The sequence below is a fragment of the Agrobacterium sp. ST15.13.013 genome, assembly GCF_027956525.1.
GTDB lineage: Bacteria > Pseudomonadota > Alphaproteobacteria > Rhizobiales > Rhizobiaceae > Agrobacterium > Agrobacterium salinitolerans.
In genome coordinates this window covers 50187-69166 of the sequence record NZ_JAQKGP010000020.1, presented here as the reverse complement: position 1 = coordinate 69166, position 18980 = coordinate 50187, and the positions used below count along the sequence as shown (strand labels likewise).

15 protein-coding genes are annotated in these 18980 nt (G+C 60.4%); 12 read left to right on the top strand and 3 right to left on the bottom strand.

Annotated features, from left to right (window positions below):
* Positions 1 to 17 precede the first annotated feature (17 nt).
* Genes PL597_RS19225 through PL597_RS19215 form a run of 3 tightly spaced genes read right to left on the bottom strand, consistent with a single transcriptional unit; the run spans position 18 to position 2605 of the window.
* Positions 18 to 914: a dihydrodipicolinate synthase family protein gene (locus tag PL597_RS19225; protein ID WP_077983891.1), complete on the bottom strand. Its 897-nt coding sequence runs from the start codon at positions 912 to 914 to the stop codon at positions 18 to 20.
* A gap of 31 nt (positions 915 to 945) precedes the next feature.
* The gene (locus PL597_RS19220) at positions 946 to 1827 is read right to left on the bottom strand and encodes an SMP-30/gluconolactonase/LRE family protein (protein ID WP_271366010.1); all 882 of its coding nucleotides are present in this window, start codon (positions 1825 to 1827) and stop codon (positions 946 to 948) included.
* 58 nt (positions 1828 to 1885) lie between these two features.
* On the bottom strand, positions 1886 to 2605 hold the full coding sequence (locus PL597_RS19215) for a FadR/GntR family transcriptional regulator (protein WP_077983889.1): 720 nt from the start codon (positions 2603 to 2605) through the stop codon (positions 1886 to 1888).
* 300 nt (positions 2606 to 2905) lie between these two features.
* Here PL597_RS19215 and PL597_RS19210 point away from each other — a divergent pair, with 300 nt between their 5' ends.
* From PL597_RS19210 to PL597_RS19155, 12 genes are all read left to right on the top strand, one after another.
* Positions 2906 to 4855, top strand: coding sequence for an ABC transporter substrate-binding protein (locus PL597_RS19210; RefSeq protein WP_137411130.1), 1950 nt, complete (start codon positions 2906 to 2908; stop codon positions 4853 to 4855).
* 121 nt (positions 4856 to 4976) lie between these two features.
* Positions 4977 to 5963, top strand: a complete 987-nt coding sequence (locus PL597_RS19205) for an ABC transporter permease (RefSeq protein WP_137066339.1) — start codon at positions 4977 to 4979, stop codon at positions 5961 to 5963.
* A gap of 9 nt (positions 5964 to 5972) precedes the next feature.
* Entirely contained in the window at positions 5973 to 7097 is a 1125-nt protein-coding gene (locus PL597_RS19200; protein ID WP_137411129.1) for an ABC transporter permease, read from the top strand.
* Between the two features lie 8 nt (positions 7098 to 7105).
* Positions 7106 to 8830 carry an ABC transporter ATP-binding protein gene (locus PL597_RS19195; RefSeq protein WP_162520595.1) on the top strand — a complete coding sequence of 575 codons (1725 nt, stop codon included), beginning with the start codon at positions 7106 to 7108 and terminating at the stop codon, positions 8828 to 8830.
* Between the two features lie 44 nt (positions 8831 to 8874).
* Positions 8875 to 10062, top strand: a complete 1188-nt coding sequence (locus PL597_RS19190) for a galactarate dehydratase (protein ID WP_077983884.1) — start codon at positions 8875 to 8877, stop codon at positions 10060 to 10062.
* Positions 10049 to 10915 (top strand): aldose 1-epimerase, encoded by an 867-nt coding sequence (locus PL597_RS19185; RefSeq protein WP_269834842.1) that lies wholly within the window; start codon positions 10049 to 10051, stop codon positions 10913 to 10915. The genes PL597_RS19190 and PL597_RS19185 overlap by 14 nt, the downstream gene beginning before the upstream one ends.
* A gap of 176 nt (positions 10916 to 11091) precedes the next feature.
* The gene (locus PL597_RS19180; RefSeq protein ID WP_137411127.1) at positions 11092 to 11865 is read left to right on the top strand and encodes a FadR/GntR family transcriptional regulator; all 774 of its coding nucleotides are present in this window, start codon (positions 11092 to 11094) and stop codon (positions 11863 to 11865) included.
* Positions 11866 to 11940: 75 nt separating this feature from the next.
* Complete coding sequence (locus PL597_RS19175; protein ID WP_173991670.1) at positions 11941 to 13449, top strand: ABC transporter substrate-binding protein; 1509 nt, start codon at positions 11941 to 11943, stop codon at positions 13447 to 13449.
* Positions 13450 to 13517: 68 nt separating this feature from the next.
* Positions 13518 to 14465: an ABC transporter permease gene (locus tag PL597_RS19170; protein ID WP_077983880.1), complete on the top strand. Its 948-nt coding sequence runs from the start codon at positions 13518 to 13520 to the stop codon at positions 14463 to 14465.
* A gap of 12 nt (positions 14466 to 14477) precedes the next feature.
* Positions 14478 to 15350, top strand: a complete 873-nt coding sequence (locus PL597_RS19165) for an ABC transporter permease (RefSeq protein WP_271366008.1) — start codon at positions 14478 to 14480, stop codon at positions 15348 to 15350.
* A 21-nt stretch (positions 15351 to 15371) separates the two neighbouring features.
* Positions 15372 to 17156 (top strand): gamma-glutamyltransferase family protein, encoded by a 1785-nt coding sequence (locus PL597_RS19160; RefSeq protein WP_271366007.1) that lies wholly within the window; start codon positions 15372 to 15374, stop codon positions 17154 to 17156.
* A 4-nt stretch (positions 17157 to 17160) separates the two neighbouring features.
* The gene (locus PL597_RS19155) at positions 17161 to 18972 is read left to right on the top strand and encodes an ABC transporter ATP-binding protein (protein WP_271366005.1); all 1812 of its coding nucleotides are present in this window, start codon (positions 17161 to 17163) and stop codon (positions 18970 to 18972) included.
* Positions 18973 to 18980 lie beyond the last annotated feature (8 nt).

Here is an 18980-nt window from a genome sequence, read left to right as displayed (position 1 = left end):
TGCCGGCAAGGCTTCCATCAACGCCAGCTGGCAAGCAGTCCTTCAAGCGTTGCGCGATCTTCCTTGTCCAGACGGGCAAGCCCAGGCGCGCGAACGGGGCCAACCTCGAACCCCAGGATTTCCATGGCTTCCTTCACCACGGTCACGTTTGCGCCGTTGCGGTATCGTGTCCGTAGCCGTTCGAACAGCTCGATCTTTTCAATGATCTTCCGTGCCGCCGGGAAATCGCCGGCCGTCAGGGCGTCATGAACCTGCAGGGAAAATTGCGGTGCGACATTGACGAGACCGGAGGTGAAGCCGCGTGCGCCAGCCGCCGAAAAGGCCGGCGCCCAGCTTTCAGCCAGTCCGCAGACATATAGAGCGCCGTTCGGATCGGAAGCGGCAATCGCGCGCGACAGAAGCATGATGTCGGTCGTCGCAAACTTTATACCTGCGACATTCGGGTGGCCGGAAAGCCTTACCATGTCATTGACCGAGAAGCCGTCCGCCCGGACATACGCGACCAGCGGTAATTCGCTGCCCTCCGCAAGGCCGATAAAATAGTCGATCTGCGATTGCGGGGCTGCAAAAGGGTCGACCGGCTGATGCGACATGACGGCGGATGCGCCCATTTCTTTTGCCTGACGCGCCATGGAAAGCGCCTCGCGCTGCGAGCGTCCAATAGCCGCCGTGACCGGGGCTTTGCCACTGACGCCATTTATCGCAGCCTCATAAACCTTCAGAATTTCTGCGGGCGTCAAGGCGTAGAATTCGCCGGTATTGCCTGCCGCGACGATATTGTGGATGCCTGCCTTTGCGACGCGGGCGTAAACCGCGGCGGTAACGCCGGTCTCCACTTCGCCGCCTGCATCGTAAGCCGTTACCGGAACGCCGGAGATGCCCTGCAGGGCCTGGCGAAAATCGAATGTCGTCATCAACTGGGTTCCTTAAGATCAAAAGTCATCTTCAGATGGAAAATTTGTGAACAGGCGCGCCGGAGACCGGGGCGTCGAATGCGACGAGCGTTCCAGCGGTGGTTATTCCGCCCGTCTCGGTCACGAGACTTGTGACGTAGATCGTCTTGAGGTCGGGACCACCGAAACACGGCATGGTCGGCCCCTTGAACGGCAGCCTGTAGACCTCGAGCAATTCGCCGTCCGGCGAAAAGCGGTTGAGGCGCCCCGCCTGAACGCCGGCGCTCCAGTAACAGCCTTCGCAATCGGTCGCTGCACCATCCGGCCTGCCTTCATCCGGCGCGAAATCGTGGAGCCGTTCCGCTGGGCCGATCCTGCCGGTCGCGGCGTCGAAATCGAATGCCTGATACATGAGGCCGCTGCTGTCGGAATGATACATGCGTCTGCCGTCCGGGCTCCAGGCAAGCCCGTTCGATGTGAACATATCGCCATCGATGACGCGTTCGATGCCGCCATCCGGGGCGACGCGATAGAGGCGTGCATTGCCTGTCTGTATCGCGGCCTCGTCGCGGGTCCCCACCCAGAAATGGCCGTCCGGACCAACCTTTCCGTCGTTGAGGCGGCTGTCAGGCCGCCCGTCGTCCGGGTCGCAGAGAAGATCGAGCTTGCCGCTCGCGGGATCGAGAAGATGCACGCCGCTCTTGAGGCCCGCCACGATCAAGCCATTGTCGCAGAGGCCGAGACAGCCGACCTGGGCGGGCATGTCGTATCGGTCGAGTTTTCCGTCGGGGAAGAGACGGAAAATGGCGGGTGCGAGAATATCGACAAACCACAGATCGCCGGTTCGCTCATCCCAGGCCGGCGATTCGCCAACCCTCAACGGGGTATCGATCAGGGAACGAAGCTTCGGTTCGACGATATGCGGCTGGCTCACTGGTTCCTCTCCCTCATCCGCGCTTTATGATTCTATTTTCGACATTGCAGGGTGCGGCCTAACTGCCGACGCCCTGAAACATGCGGGCGCGCGCCTTCAATATGTGGTCTTTCATCGCGTCATGCGCGGCCTGCTCGCGCCGCGCAAAAATCGCCTCCACAATCGCCGTGTGCTCGTCCTGCACCTCGCGCACATGCTGCGGGGTCCGCTTGAGGCTGAGGCTGCGTGTCACCGACTGGCCGATGGCGAAATGAGGCTTGAACCAGATCCGCACCGTAATGTGGAACTGGTTATGGCTCGCTTTCGCAATTGCTTCGTGCAGGGCGAAGTCTTCCTCCGCGCCGAGATCGTTGCGCTCGAGACATTGTTCCAGCGCGGCAATCGCCTGCTCTATGCGGACCTTGTCCGTTGCCTGCCAATTGCGGGCCGCAAGCTCAGCCGCGGAAGCCTCCAATCCGGCCCTGAACTCAAAAAAACGCTGCACATCTGCCAGCGAGCCGACCGGCACCTGCTGCAAGACCGAAGAGTCCGGCTGCTGGCGTACATAGGAGCCGGATCCCTTTTGCGAAACGATAAGCCCGTCGTTCCGAAGCCGCTCCAGCGCTTCCCGCACAACCGGTCGCGACGCGCCAAACAGCGATGCCAGATTCTGTTCCGATGGCAGCCGCTCGTTCACGGGAAACCGCCCGTCCGAAATCATGCCCACGATTTTTTCGTAGATGATGTCGCTCAGCCGAGTTTCGCCTCGAGCGGCGGCAGATGCAGTGTGATTGTCCATCAGCAGCCCTTCCGTTGCAAATCGCTGAAGTTAATGGGTTTCCTGCATTTCAATCGCAACAGAAATACCGGGTTTTTGTGAGCGAGGGGGCTGTCCTGACCGATTTTCCTTCAAGCCTGATCCTGAAAACCGGTCTACAAATAAAAAAGATGTAAAAATCTGTCAATACTTGTAATCATCTGAAAACGCCCATATGGTCTGCCCCTGCCGATGGAGGATCGGCGTGCTGGCTGGCCGGGAGGGCCGTCGCGGTTCGGTGAAAACCGTCTCGCTGCCGGTGATTTTTTGGGAGGATTGTCGATGCGCGATGGCGATACATTTTCACTGGGCGTAACGCGCCGAACCTTTATGGCGGGTGTTGGCGGCGTGGCCGCGCTCTCCGTCATCGGGACCTCGGCGCGGGCTGCTGCCGGCAAGCAGGCGCCGGAACTGGAGGCGCTGGTAAAGGACGGCAAATTGCCGCCTTTGGCCGAACGCCTGCCGAAAAATCCGATGGTGGTGACGCCGCACGAGAAAATCGGCGCCTATGGCGGCACATTGCGTCGTGGCCTGCGCGGTTCATCGGACCATAACGGCATCCTGCGCATGGTCGGCAATCAGGGCCTTGTCCGCTGGAACATGGATTTTACCGAGGTTCTGCCGAACCTTGCGGTGAAATGGGAAGTCAACGACGATGCCTCGCAATTCACCTTCCATTTGCTGGAGGGCGCAAAATGGTCGGATGGCCACCCCTTCACAGCCGATGACGTGGTGTTCGCCATCGAGGACTGCATCAAGAACAAGGAGCTTTACAGCGCCACGCCGGCGCAGCTTTCCGTGGCCGGCAAGGCGGTCGATGTCGAAAAAGTCGATGATTTCACGGTAAAGTTCAAATTCGCAGCGCCGAATGCGCTTTATCTCGAAAATCTCGCCACGCCGCTCGGCCAGCATCCGACGCTGTTTCCCAAGCACTATTGCAGCAAGTTCCTGCCGAAATACAATACGTCGCTCGATGCCGATGTGAAGGCGGCGGGTGTCTCGAGCTGGACGGAACTGTTCCGGGCCAAATGCGGCGATATCGAAATTCCCTCCCGCTGGTCGAATGTCGACAAGCCGACGCTCGATCCATGGGTGGTGAAGGAGCCCTATTCCGGCGGTGCGACACGGGTGGTCATGACCCGCAACCCTTACTTCTGGCAGGTCGATACCGAAGGCAATCAGTTGCCCTATATCGATGAAATCAATTTCGGCATTTCGCAGGATGTTGAATCGCTGATGCTGAACGTGATTTCCGGCAAGATTGACATTCAGGAGCGCCACATCAGCGTTCTTGCCAACAAGCCGACCCTGTCACAGAACATGAAAAAGGGTGATTACCGGCTGCTGACGCTGGTGCCGTCTGCCGCGCAGCAGTGCCAGATCTATCTCAACATCACCCACAAAGACCCGGCAATGCGCAAGATGTTTGCCGACAAATCGTTCCGTCAGGCATTGTCCATCGCGCTCAACCGGCAAGAAATCATCGACATCGTCTATTTCGGCCAGAGCGAGGGTTATCAGGCCGGGCCGCGCCCGACACATCCCTGGTACAATGAAAAGCTGGCGCGACAATTCACCGAATATAATGCGGACAAGGCGAACGAGCTTCTCGACAAGGCCGGTTATGACAAGAAGAACGGCAACGGCATGCGGTTGCGACCTGACGGCCAGCCGATCTTCTTCTCGATCGATGTCATCCCGACGCTTTATCCCGATCTGGTCGATGCGCTGGAACTGGTGAAGGCGCAATGGGCGCAGATCGGCGTCGACATCAAGGTCAACACCATCGAACGTGCACTCTATTATACACGCGGTGATGACAACGCCCATGATGCCGCCGTCTGGCCCGGCCCCGGCGGTCTTGATCCGATGCTTGATCCGCGCGATTTCTTCGCCTTCCATCCGCAGGGGTCGCGTTACGCCATTCCCTGGGCGCTCTGGTACACGTCGAATGGCCAGAAGGGCGAAGAGCCGCCGGAGAGCCAGAAGAAGCGCTTCAAGCTTTTCGACGAGGCGCGCTCGACGGCCGACCTTGCCAAGCGCGGTCAGAAGATGAAGGAAATCTTCGATATCGCGGCGGAAGAGTTCGAGACGATCGGCCTCTGCCTTGCCGTTGGTGGTTTCGGCATCATCCGCAATAATCTGCGCAATGTGCCGGAAACGGAACCCGACAGCTGGACCTGGCCCAACCCCGGCCCGGCGTTGCCGCAACAGTTCACCTTCACAAGCTGATACCGCCACATGGGCGTCGCTGCCGAAACGCGGCGACGCCTCTCAGGTTGTTTCGACCACCCGCAGCCCGCCTCCTTGGAAGGAGACGGGGCGTGCGGCACAATGTGATTGCGAGAACGATATGCTGCTTTTTATCGTAAAACGCCTGCTGTGGATGATACCGTCCCTGTTTGCCGTCAGTTTCCTTGCCTTTGTCCTGATCCAGCTGCCGCCCGGCGACTATGTGACGACCTATATCGCCACACTGGCCGCCTCCAACGAGGTCATCGACCACAACACGGCGGCGCAGCTTCGCGAGCGCTTTGGCCTCGACGACCCGATGATCGTGCAATATCTTAAATGGATATGGGGCATCATCAGCCGCGGCGATTTCGGTATTTCGTTCGAGTGGCAGCAGCCGGTTTCGGGCCTTATCTGGGAACGCATGGCGCTGACGCTCGTTCTTGCCATCGCAAGCCTTCTTGCAACCTGGGCCATCGCGCTTCCGATCGGCGTCTTTTCCGCCGTCCGCAAATATTCGATTGGCGATTATCTCTTCACTGCCTTTTCTTTCTTCGGCCTCTCCATACCCTCGTTCCTGCTGGCGCTGGTGCTGATGTATGTGGCTGCGGTGGAGTTCGGGGCCGATGTCGGCGGGCTGTTTTCAGCCGAATATGAGACTGCCTCATGGAGCATCGCCAAGATGATGGACCTCATGGCCCATATCTGGCTGCCGGTCGCCATTCTTGCCGTGTCTTCCACCGCAAGTCTCATCCGCGTCATGCGCGCCAATATGCTGGATGAATTGCCCAAGCCATATGTCACCACCGCGCGGGCAAAAGGCTTGTCCGAGTTCAAACTGCTGACGAAATATCCGCTCAGAATTGCGCTTAACCCGTTCATTTCCACCATCGCATGGCTGTTGCCCAATCTTATTTCGGGCTCCGTCGTTGTCGCCATCGTGCTCAATCTGCCGACGGCCGCGCCGCTGCTTCTGCAGTCGCTGATGGCGCAGGACATGTATCTTGCGGGCGCTTTCGTGCTGTTGATCTGTGCGCTGACGCTGATCGGATCGCTGATCAGCGACATCCTGCTTGCGCTGGTCGATCCGCGCATCCGGCTCGAATAGGAGGGCGCCATGAGCGATATCACCATCACCGCCAATGCCCGGCAGGACCGCGCGGCCGTCGCCTCGCAGTGGCAGCTCATCTGGTGGGCCTTCAAGCGCCACAAGCTGGCCATGGCCGCCATGTTCATCACCATCGCCATGTATATCGTTGCGCTGGTACCGGGCTTCTTCGCCATCAACGATCCGGTATTGCAGAATGCCCGCGCCACCTTCCATCCGCCGCAGCGCGTGCATTTCATCGATACGACCGAGGGTTTCTCGCTCGGGCTGCATTATTATCCGCTGAAGCTGACCCGTGACCCCGAGACACTGGCGGCGGTCTTTGTCGAGGATACGGCGAAGAAAATCCCGGTCCAGTTTTTCGGTCGCGGTTACGAATATTCCGTATTCGGCTTGTTCACCACGGATATCCATCTGCTGGCGTCCGCCGACAAGACGCGGCCGCTCTTCCTCTTCGGCGCGGATCGCCTTGGGCGAGATGTCTTCAGCCGCGTGGTCCAGGGGGCGCAGGTCTCCTTGTCGATCGGTCTTGTCGGCGTGTTCTTCTCGTTGCTGCTCGGCGTCGTTCTCGGCGGCATATCGGGATATTATGGCGGTCGCATTGATTTCACCATGCAGCGCGTGATCGACTTCGTACTCTCGCTGCCCACCATTCCCATCTGGCTGGCGCTGGCCGCCGCACTGCCGCAGGGCTGGCCCGCCACGCTTCAGTATATGATGATCACCATCATCCTGTCCCTGACCGGCTGGGCGCAGCTTGCCCGCGTCGTGCGCGGACGGTTCCTGTCGCTCAGGACCGAAGAATTCGTGGCCGCAGCGCGGCTGGATGGCGTGCCGGAAGGGCGCATCATCTTCCGCCATATGCTGCCGAGTTTTTCGAGCCATATCATCGCCTCGGTCACGCTTGCGGTTCCGGCGATGATCCTCGCGGAAACCTCGCTGTCCTTCCTCGGCCTTGGCCTTCAGCCGCCCACCATTTCCTGGGGCGTGCTGCTTCGCGAGGCGCAGAATATCCGCTCGATTGCGACTGCACCCTGGCTGTTCCTGCCCGGTGTGGCGGTCGTCATTGCCGTCATGGCGCTCAATCTGCTCGGTGACGGCCTGCGCGACGCAGCCGATCCCTATAACAAGTGAGGCCCCGGATGAGCGATATTCTCTCTATGAAGCCAGCCAAACCGCTGCTTGAAGTCCGCAATCTGGTCACTGAATTTCCGGTGAGAAACGGCATTTTCCGGGCGGTCAATGACCTGTCTTTTTCCATCGATCCCGGCAAGACGCTTTGCGTCGTCGGCGAAAGCGGCTCGGGCAAATCCGTCACCGCCCGTTCGATCCTGCAGATCATCGACAGCCCCGGCCGCATTGCGTCCGGATCGATCATCCTCAACCGTGCCGACGGCACGTCCCTCGATCTGGCGAAGCTCGATCCGCGCAGCCGGGCCATCCGCTCGGTGCGCGGCGCTGATATCGCGATGATCTTTCAGGAGCCGATGTCGTCGCTTTCACCCGTGCATACGGTCGGGGACCAGATCACGGAGGTCCTGCGTCTGCATCTGAAGATGAGTAAGGCAGAGGCGCGGGCCGAGGCCATAGAGCTGTTGCGGCAAGTGGAGATCCCTAACCCTGAAAAGGCGCTGGATCGTTACGCTTTCCAGTATTCCGGCGGCATGCGCCAGCGCGCCATGATCGCCATGGCGCTGGCCTGCAAGCCGCAGCTTTTGATCGCCGACGAACCGACGACGGCGCTCGATGTGACCACACAGGCCGAGATCCTCGACCTGATATCGCGGCTGCAAAAGGCGCATGGCATGGCGGTGCTGTTCATCACCCACGACATGGGCGTGGTGGCGCAGATTGCCGATGACGTGCTGGTCATGCATCACGGCGTCGCCAAGGAATATGGCACCGTTGATGAGATATTCCATAATCCGCAGGACCCCTATACCCGCATGTTGATCGGCTCCGTGCTGAAGCTGGAGCAGAAGGCGGAAATCCGCCTTGCGCGGCCTCCGCTCGACCTTGCGGCTGCTCCCGTGCTCGAAGTGAATGACCTCTCCATGCACTTCGGCGAGATGAAGGCGCTGGATGGCGTCTCGATCAAGCTTCTGCCGGGCGAAACGCTCGGTATTGTCGGCGAAAGCGGTTCCGGCAAGACCACGATGGGCCGCTCGATCATGCGCCTTTACGATCCGACGGGCGGCGAAATGCTATATCGCCGAGCGGATGGCACGGTGGTCGATCTGGCCAAAATCGAAGGTTCCGAGTTGAAAGCCGCGCGGCGTGAGTTGCGCATGGTGTTCCAGGATCCTTTCGGTTCGCTCAATCCGCGCATGACGGTGGCGCAGGTCATCGGCGAGCCGTTGCTGGTCAACGGCATTGCCAAAGGCAGAGAACTGGATGACCGCGTCTGCGCGCTGATGGAGCAGGTGGGACTGGATCCGGGCGGGCGCGAACGCTATCCGCACGCCTTTTCCGGCGGCCAGCGCCAGCGCATCGGCATCGCCCGCGCCATAACCCTGAAGCCGCGCGTCATCGTGGCGGATGAGGCGACGTCGGCGCTAGATGTTTCGGTGCGGTTCCAGGTCCTGGATCTTTTGATGCGGCTGCAGGATGAACTGGGCCTCGCCTATATCTTCATCAGCCATGACATCGGCGTCATCCGCTATATGTGCGACCGTGTGGGCGTGATGTATCGCGGCAAGCTGGTGGAAGTGGGAGACGCCGAAAAGGTCTGCAACGCGCCGGACCATCCCTACACGCAGGCGCTTCTTTCCGCCATTCCGCGCCCGGATCCGCGCGACCGGGATCGCACGCGCAGATTCCGCTACGTCGAACCATCCGAAGCCAAGAACGGGGCCGTCGCCCGATAGTGCCGGGCATGCCGCACGCTGCAATTCATGAGGAAGACTGAAGCATGAAAATCGACCGCATGCGGGTATTCGTCACCCGCGACAAGGACCGCCCCCGCGTCATCGTCGCCCTCGATACCGATGACGGTTTGACCGGCTGGGGTGAATGTTACAATCACGGCCCCGATCTCGCCCTACCGCCGGTGCTGGACTACCTCTATGGCTTCCTAGCCGGGCAGGACCCGACGCGGGTGGAGTATCTCTATAACCTCCTGCTTCAGCAGAACCGCTTTCCGCCCGGAGCGCTCGGTCTGTCGGCCATCTCGGCGCTCGATCATTGCCTGTGGGACCTCGCAGCCAAGGCGGCGGGCGTACCAGTCTACAAGCTGCTGGGCGGCGAAGTACGCGACCGTATCAAGGTCTATGCCGGTGTCTACACGGCCCCGGATGCGCCAGCGGCAAGGGAGGAATTCGACCGTCTCAACGAGGATTGGGGCTTCACGGCCTTCAAGCTCAGCCCATGGCGTGTCGATATCCATGCCCATCGCTGGGGCGAGGTGGTGCGCAGTTCCGCTGAATATTTCCGCTCCCTTCGTGAAACCGTGCGCCCTGACTACGACATCGCCTTCGACGCCCATGCCAAGATTTTCGAGCCCGCGGCCGCCCGCCAACTTGGCAACGCGCTTGCCCCTTACGATCCGCTGTTCTTCGAAGAGCCGCTGCGTCCCGAAAACATCGAGATGTGGGGAGACCTCAAACAGGGGCTGAACTGCACGCTGGCAACGGGTGAAAGTCTATATAATCGCAATGAGTTCCTTCGCCTTCTTCAAGTAAAAGGTGCGGATATCATCCAGCCCGATATCTGCGTCGTCGGCGGCATTTCGGAGATGCGCCGCATCGCGACGCTTGCGGAAGCCCATTTTGTCAGCATCGCGCCGCATAACCCTATGGGACCGCTCGCCACCGCCGTCAATGTGCATTTTTCCGCTGCCCAGCAGAATTTCCGAATTCTCGAATATCGCCTGCCGAAAGGGCAATGCTACGTCTATGGCGGCACCGATCTCGAAAAACGCGAGGATGAAACCCGTTATGTCGTCGACCCCTACCTGCCGAAGGACGGATATCTGGAACTGAGGCCGGACCGTCCCGGCTGGGGTGTCGAGATGGATGAAAAAGCCATGCAGGAGGATGGCTATGTTCATTGGCAAAGACGGGTGCCGAAACGGCCTGACGGCTCATATGCCTTCGCCTGAAACGGTTGCGATTGCCTGCGGGCGGCTCTCCGCCCGCCTGCGCCCCGCCTGGGGTGGCAGAATGACCCATCTGCGGCACTTTGACTACGGCGATATTCTGGTGCCGACAATGGAGCAGGAATTCGAGCCGTTCAACTGGCCAAGGGCTGGCGCATACCCCTTGTTTCCCTATCACAACCGGCTCTATGGCGGGTCCTTCATCCATGCCGGTATCCGCCATGACCTGCTGCCGCATCCGGCGCTTGCGCCTGATGCCATGCATGGCCCGGCTCACCGCCGGCCGTGGGCGATTTCAGATCTGTCTTCGGATCGGGTTTCACTGATGTTGGACTACGAGGCCGACGGGGAGTGGCCTTTTTCTTTTCGCGCCGAGCAGTCTTTCCTGCTGGAAGACGAAAGCCTCGCCGTGGAACTGTCGATAACCAATCTCGCGGATGTGCCAGCACCGATGGCGCTAGGCTGGCACCCCTATCTGGCGGCAGGGCTCGGTCGCAATGCCCGGACGGACGCCAAGCTGCAATATCCGCTGGATGCGCAAAACGTGCCAACCGGCCAGCCGGCGGCGCCTCGCCCGAAACCTGCCATTCCCGCCGCAACGGGATACACACTGCATTTTACCGATTGGTCAAGCGCGCAGGTCGACTTCGACCGGTTTTCACTGCGGCTCGAGGCCGATCCCGTTTTCGGCCATCTCGCCGTGCACCGCATGCAGCGCTACCTCTGTCTTGAGCCGGTCTCCATGGCCGCCGGAGCGCTTGGTTTGTCGCAGGCGCAGCGGGAAGGGCAGGGTCTCGGGACGGTTGCCCCCGGCGAGCGCCTGTCGGGGCGCATCAGGCTCTCCATCGATCTTTAGGAGGAGCGGGTGCGCCTGTGACGCCCAAACGCCCTCCGCCGAACGGCAAACTTCAAAAAACCGCCAAATGCCCATATTTTGAGCGTCAGTAATTATCGCTCAAAAATAGGCTTGACGTCGGCGAAAATTTCGAACCAAATGAACCAATGTGAGATTGGTTCAGTAAATGGTGCGACGTGACGGTGAACCCCAACGACAACTCCAACTATGCGCTAGGAAAATTGCGCGCGTATATTCAGGCGCAGGATCTTGCGAAAGACCGTCGCCTGCCGACGGAGCGGGCGTTTGCGGAAACCTTCAATGTCGGCCGACGTGCGGTCCGTCGCGCTCTTGAGGTTCTCGAAGCCGAAGGTCTGATCTGGAGACGGCAGGGGGCGGGAACCTTTGTGGGCGAAAAGCCCGACGATTGGTCCGCCCAGGTGACGGAACTGGTGGCCGGCACGGATATCATGGAAATCATGGAAGTGCGTCTTCGCATCGAGCCGCAACTGGCGCAGCTTGCGGCCATGCGCGCCAAGCCGGCCGAGGTGGAGCGCATGCGCGCCCTCGTCCACAAGACCGGCCAGAGCACGGATGCCGACGCCAAGGAGTTGTGGGATGGTTCGCTTCACCGCCAGATCGCCCAGAGCGCCGGCAACAAATTGTTCCTGTCCATCTTTGATGTCATCAACCGCATTCGCCAGGACGATGCATGGCAGTCGATACGGGAGCTGGCGCGCCGCAGCGGCACGAACGGCAAGGCTTCCTTCGAACAGCACATAGCGATCGTCGACGCCATCGCCGATCGTGACCCCGCAAGAGCTGGCGAAGCGATGCGCCAGCACCTGCTCATGCATCAGGAAAGGTTGATCCGCGCCACCTCGCTCGGCTTTCTGGAGGAGAAAACCGGACAAGATATTGCCGCCCGCAGCACGGGCGATGCCGATAATCCGCTCACGCCGATCTCATAGGCGGCAGAGCAGACCTGCCGGACTTTCAGACCCGGCCAATGAAAAAACAAAGATAACCAGACCAGAGGATAGAACATGAAGAAGATCAAGACATTGACCGCCGCCCTGTTGGCCGGTGCATTCCTGTCCGCGCCGGCGATCTCGTCCGAACTGCGTATCGGCCTTAATGACGACGCCGACGTGTTAGACCCCGCGCAATCGCGCACCTTCGTCGGGCGTATCGTTTATACCGCCATGTGCGACAAGCTCGTCGATATCTCGCAGGACATGAAGATCGTTCCCCAGCTTGCCACCGAATGGGCCTGGTCCGACGGCGGCAAGGTGCTGACGATGAAAATCCGCGACGGCGTGAAATTCCATGACGGCGAGACGTTGGATGCGGCGGCTGTCGTGGCCACCATCGAGCGCAACATGACCTTGCCGGAATCCCGCCGCAAGAGTGAGCTTTCCTCGATCGAAAAGGTTGAGGCCACCGCGCCGCTTGAAGTGAAATTCACCCTGAAGACGCCGGATGTCACCCTGCTGGCGCAGCTTTCCGACCGCGCCGGTATGATCGTCGCACCGAAGGCGGCCAAGGAACTGGGCGCCAATTTCGGTTCGAAGCCGGTCTGCGCCGGACCGTTCAAATTCGTGGAACGCATCCAGCAGGACCGCATCGTGCTCGAGAAATTCGCCGATTATTGGGACAAGGACAAAATTCTGGTTGACAGGGTCGTTTATCTGCCGATCCCGGATACGACCGTGAAGCTTGCCAATCTTCGCTCGGGAGACCTCGATATCGCCGAACGCATCGCGGCCTCCGATGCCGAGTCCGTGAAGAACGACGCCAATCTGACCTATGCGGATGTCATCGGTCCGGGCTACATGGCCATGTATGTCAACATCAACAACGGCCCCCGCGCGGATAATCCGCTCGGCAAGGACAAGCGCCTGCGTCAGGCCTTTTCTTATGCGATTGACCGGGAAGCGATCGGCCAGATCGTCTTCGAGGGTACGTCAAAAGCAGGCAATCAGGCCTTTCCGCCCACAAGCCCATGGTTCAACCAGAACCTTCCTGTGCCGGCGCGCGATATCGACAAGGCCAAGCAACTGATGAAGGAGGCGGGTTACGAAAAACTCGACGTCGAGCTTCAGCACGCTAACAACACGACGCAGACGCAGATGATGCAGGTCATCCAGTCAATGGTCGCGGAAGCCGGCTTCAACGTCACCCTGAAGGCCACGGAATTTGCCACGCTTCTTTCCGAGCAGACCGCCGGCAATTATCAGCTCAGCCGTTCCGACTGGTCGGGACGCATCGATCCGGATGGCAACCTGCATCAGTTCGTCACCTGCAAGGGCGGCATCAACGATGTGAAATATTGCAATCCTGAGGTCGACAAGCTGCTCAACGAGGCCCGCGCCTCGACCGAAGATGCAGTGCGCAAGGAAAAATACGATGCCGCCAGCGTCATCCTCAACGATGACATGCCGATCATCTATCTCGGTCACCAGCCCTATGCCTACGCCATTTCCAACAAGGTCAAGGGCTGGGCGCCGTCGCCGGATGGCATGATCCGCCTTCTCGGCGTCTCCAAGGACTGAACACGTCGCATGCGCCGCACGGCCCTGCCGTGCGGCCCTCACGAATTGGCACGAACGAGGGCCACGCCATGCCTGTTTATATCGGCAAGCGACTGCTGGTCGCTATCCCGACGCTTCTGATCATCTCCATCTTCGTTTTCTCGCTGCAGAAGCTGCTGCCGGGCGATCCGGTTCTCGCCATGGCTGGCGAAGAGCGCGATCCGGCGACGATTGAATTCCTGCGTGAGAAATATCGCCTGAACGACCCGGTTCCGCTGCAATATGTCAACTGGCTGGGCGGCGTCGTGACGGGCGATTTCGGAATTTCGCTGCGCACAAACCAGCCAGTGCTGGAACTCATCGGTCAGAAGCTGCCGGTCACCATTCAGCTTGCGGTGATGGCGATGTTCTTTGCTATGGTCATCGGCATTCCGATCGGTATTCTCGCCGCCGTCAAGAAGAACACCTGGATCGATTACGCGGCCAATATTGTTGCGCTTTCCGGCCTCTCTATCCCGAATTTCTGGCTCGGCATCATGCTGATCCTGCTGGTGTCGGTCAAACTCGGGTGGTTGCCGGCATCCGGTTATGAATCGATCTTTGTCGATCCCGTGCGCTCCATCGAAACCATGATCATGCCCGCCTTCGTGCTGGGCAACGCGCTTGCGGCAACGCTGATGCGCCATACCCGGTCGGCGATGGTGGCGGTGCTCAGTTCCGACTATATCCGCACTGCCCGAGCCAAGGGTCTTTCGCCGCGCGAGATCATCCTGTCGCATAGTTTCCGCAATGCGCTTCTGCCCGTTATCACGCTTCTTGCGCTGCTCTTCGGCGAATTGCTGGCCGGGGCGGTGCTGACGGAGCAGATTTTCACCATTCCCGGCTTCGGCAAGATGACGGTCGATGCGGTGTTCACCCGCGACTATGCCGTCGTGCAGGGCATCGTTCTTTGCACCGCTGTCGGCTTCATCCTCATGAACCTTCTGGCCGACATTGCCTATGTCCTGCTCAACCCTCGCCTTAGGGCGACGATCTGAGGCCCCGATATCATGACCGTTCTCGATCAAAACCTCTCCGTAGCGGCAACGCGGCAGGAAAGCCGCGCCTGGAAAAAGATGAAGCGCAACAAATCGGCGCTTGCCGGCATGGTTATCGTGCTGTTTTTCGCCGTTCTTGCCATCGCCGCGCCGATCCTGCCGATTGCCGATCCGGTGGCGACCAGCTGGTCGGTCATCCGCAAGGCGCCCTCGGCCGCCCATTGGCTTGGCACCGACGATCTCGGCCGAGACATCCTTTCCCGAATGATCTATGGCGCGCGCGCCTCGCTGATGGCTGGCGTGGTCTCGGTGATGATCGCCGTGGTCATCGGCGTGCCCTTTGGCCTGATTTCAGGTTATTTCGGCGGCTGGGTGGATATGGTCATATCCCGCATCACCGAAGCCTTGCTGGCCATGCCGTTCCTCATCATGGCAATCGCGCTTGCCGCCTTCCTTGGCCCGAGCCTCACCAATGCGATGATCGCCATCGGCCTTTCCGCCATGCCGATTTTCGTGCGGCTGACGCGCGGGCAGGTGCTGGCGGTCAAGACAGAAGACTATGTCGAAGGCGCAAGGTCCATCGGCCTCAACCACATCGACATCATGACGCGATACATCCTGCCGAACGTCTTCGCCCCCATCATCGTGCAGGCGACGCTGACCGTTGCGACCGCCATTATTGCTGAGGCGAGCCTCTCTTTTCTCGGGCTTGGCCAGCAGGCGCCTGCGCCTTCCTGGGGTTCGATGCTGAATACTGCAAAGAATTTCCTCAGCCAGGCGCCGTGGATGACGATGTGGCCCGGCATCGCCATCTTCCTCGTCGTCATCGGCTTCAATCTTCTGGGCGACGGCCTGCGTGATGCGCTCGATCCGCGCGAAGCATGATTTTTTACAAGGAATATCGGAATGAATGAATTCACCACACGCCCTGAAATCCTTGGCACCTTCGGCGTCGTCACCTCAACCCACTGGATCGCGTCGGCCGTCGGCATGGCGATCCTCGAAAAAGGCGGCAATGCTTTCGACGCCGCCGTCGCCACCGGTTTCGTCCTCCAGATCGTCGAGCCGCATCTTTGCGGTCCGGGCGGAGATATGCCCGCCGTGTTTTATTCGAAAAAGAAGGACAGGGTGGAGGTCATCTGCGCTCAGGGCCCGGCCCCGAGCGGTGCGACGATTGAACATTACACGTCGGAAGGGTTGAAGCTGATCCCCGGCGATGGGCTGCTGGCCACCGTTATTCCCGGTGCTTTCGATGGCTGGATGCTGATGCTGCGCGACTATGGCACCATGAGCGTGCGCGACGTGCTTGAGCCCGCGATCTATTATGCCGAACATGGGCATCCGACATTGCCGCGTGTCTCCGCCACCATCAAGGGGCTGGCCGATTTCTTCGAGAAGGAATGGCCGACATCCCATCAGACGTGGTTGCCGGGTGGTGCCGCACCAGAGCCTCACGCCAATTTCCGCAATCCGGTTCTGGCTGCGACCTATCAGCGGATCGTCACCGAAGCCGAAGCGCGTTCCGGCCGCGAAAACCAGATCGATGCGGCCCGCGACGCCTTCTATCGGGGTTTCGTTGCGGAAGCTATCGACCGTTACGTGGGGACTGCGGAAGTCATGGACGCCAGCGGCGCGCGGCACAAGGGCGTGCTAACGGCGCAGGATTTGGCGGACTGGAGCGCGACCGTCGAAGCGCCGCAGACGCTCGACTATCAAGATTGGACGATTGCCAAGACGCCGGCCTGGGGACAGGGTCCGGTTCTGCTGCAATCGCTTGCGCTTCTGAAAGGCTTCGACATTGCGGCCATGGACCCGTCCGGTCCCGATTTCATCCACACCATCGTCGAAGCCATGAAGCTCGCTTATGCCGACCGCGAAGTCTATTACGGCGATCCGGAATTCGGGCAGATCCCGACGGAATATCTCCTGTCGGAAGGCTATAATGCCGGACGCCGCGCGCTAATAAGCGGCGAGGCCTCGCTGGAGCTGCGCCCCGGCACTGTGCCGGGTTACGAAAAGCAGGTGGACGCCACGATGGCCATGCTGGCCGAGATGAGCGGCGCCGGCACGGTCTACGAGCCGACCATGTCGCATCTGACGGAGAAGCGCGGCGATACGGTGCATATCGATGTCATTGACCGGTGGGGCAACATGGTCTCCACCACGCCGTCGGGCGGCTGGCTGCAATCCTCTCCCATCGTGCCCGGCCTCGGTTTCGCGCTCAATTCCCGCGCTCAAATGTTCTGGCTGAAGGAAGGCCTGCCGACCTCGCTTGCACCGGGCAAACGCCCGCGCACCACGCTGACGCCTTCGCTTGCGCTTCATCAGGGGCGTCCCTCCATGGTGTTCGGCACGCCAGGCGGCGATCAGCAGGACCAGTGGCAATTGCCCTTCTTCCTGCGTTATGCCCATCACGGCAAGAACCTGCAGGCCGCCATCGACATGCCACTGTTCCACACTGCGCATTTTCCGGGGTCGTTTTATCCGCGCACCCGTTCGCCGGGCGAAATCACCGTGGAAAGCACGGTGGGCGAAGCGACCTTGCAGGAGCTTCGCCGTCGAGGGCACCGCGTCACGGTTGCCGATGCATGGTCGGTCGGTCGGCTCACCGCCGCGCGCCGCGATGCGGACGGCCTGCTGCGCGCCGCCGCGACACCGCGGCTGATGCAGGCCTATGCGGTAGGGCGGTGACACCATGGAGACAAGCCCCGTCCTTTCCGTCCGTAACCTCACCACTTCCTTCCTCGTGGATGGCGCGTGGAAGAGCGTCGTGCGCAATGTGTCCTTCGATGTCGCGCCTGGCGAAACCGTCGCGATTGTCGGGGAATCCGGCTCCGGCAAATCGGTGACGTCGCTGTCTCTCATGCGCCTGCTCGCCCCGGCCTCCAGCCGGATCGAGGGGGAGGTGCTGCTCAACGGGCGCGATCTTCTTGCGCTTTCCGAAAGGGAAATGCGCGGTGTGCGCGGCAACGATATTTCGATGATCTTCCAGGAGCCGATGACCTCGCTCAATCCGATCTTCTCCATCGGCCGCCAGATTTCTGAAGTACTCATCCGGCACAAGGGGCTTTCGAAGCAGGAGGCGCGGGCGGAGACGGTGCGGCTTCTGGAAAAGGTTCGCATTCCAAACGCTTCCGGTCGTTTCGATGAATATCCTCACCAGTTTTCCGGCGGCATGCGCCAGCGGGTGATGATCGCCATGGCGCTTGCCTCACGGCCGAAACTGCTGATCGCCGACGAGCCGACGACGGCGCTCGACGTCACCATTCAGGGGCAGATTCTCGATCTGATCAAGCTGCTGCAGGAAGAGGAGGGCATGTCGGTCCTTTTCATCACCCATGACATGGGCGTGGTGGCCGAAATCGCCGACCGGACGATCGTGATGTATCGTGGCGATGAGGTCGAGACCGGACCGACGGAAGACATCTTCCGGTGCGGCAAGCACCCCTATACACGGGCGCTGCTTTCGGCGGTGCCGAAGCTCGGCTCGATGCGCGACCGGCAATGGCCGACACGGTTTCCGGTGCTCGACATGAAAACCGGCCTTTCGAGCGAGCCGCAGGAAGTGGCCGGGACAGTTGCGAGCGGGCAGACGCCGGTTCTGTCGGTCAAGAACCTGGTGACGCGTTTTGCCATCCGCTCCGGCCTACTGGCGCGCCGGACGGGCGCGGTCCATGCGGTGGAAAACGTGTCCTTCGATCTGTTTCAGGGGGAAACGCTGTCGCTGGTTGGGGAATCCGGCTGCGGAAAATCAACCACCGGCCGCTCGATCATGCGGCTTGTGGAACCGACGGCCGGCGACGTGTCGCTCGACGGGTACGATGTGATGAGGCTCGATACGGTCGGCCTGCGCAATATGCGCAAATCCGTGCAGATGATCTTTCAGGACCCGTTCTCGTCGCTCAATCCGCGCATGACAGTGGGCACGGCGATTTCCGAGCCCTTCATCAAGCACAAACTGGGCAACACCAGACAGGCGAAGGAAAAGACTGCCGATCTTCTCGAAAAGGTGGGCCTTTCCGCCGATATGGCCAGCCGCTACCCTCATGAGTTTTCCGGCGGCCAGCGCCAGCGCATCGCCATTGCCCGTGCGCTGGCGCTCGATCCCAAGGTCATCGTTGCCGATGAAAGCGTCTCGGCGCTCGATGTTTCGATCAAGGCGCAGGTCTGCAACCTGCTGCTCGACCTGCAACAGAGCCTCAACCTCGCTTTCCTGTTCATCAGCCATGACATGGCGGTGGTGGAGCGCGTCAGCCACCGGGTGGCGGTGATGTATCTCGGCGAGATCGTCGAAATCGGGCCGCGTGCGGCGGTTTTCGACAATCCGCAGCATCCCTATACGAAAAAGCTCATGGCCGCCGTGCCCGTGCCGGACCCGGCAAGGCGCGGGATAAGGCGCGGCATATCGAATGATGAGCTGAAAAGCCCGATACGGGCAGTGGGATATGAAACGCCGGTGCGAAACTACAGGACGGTGTCGCCCGGCCACCTGGTGCAGGTGGCCTGAGACGATAG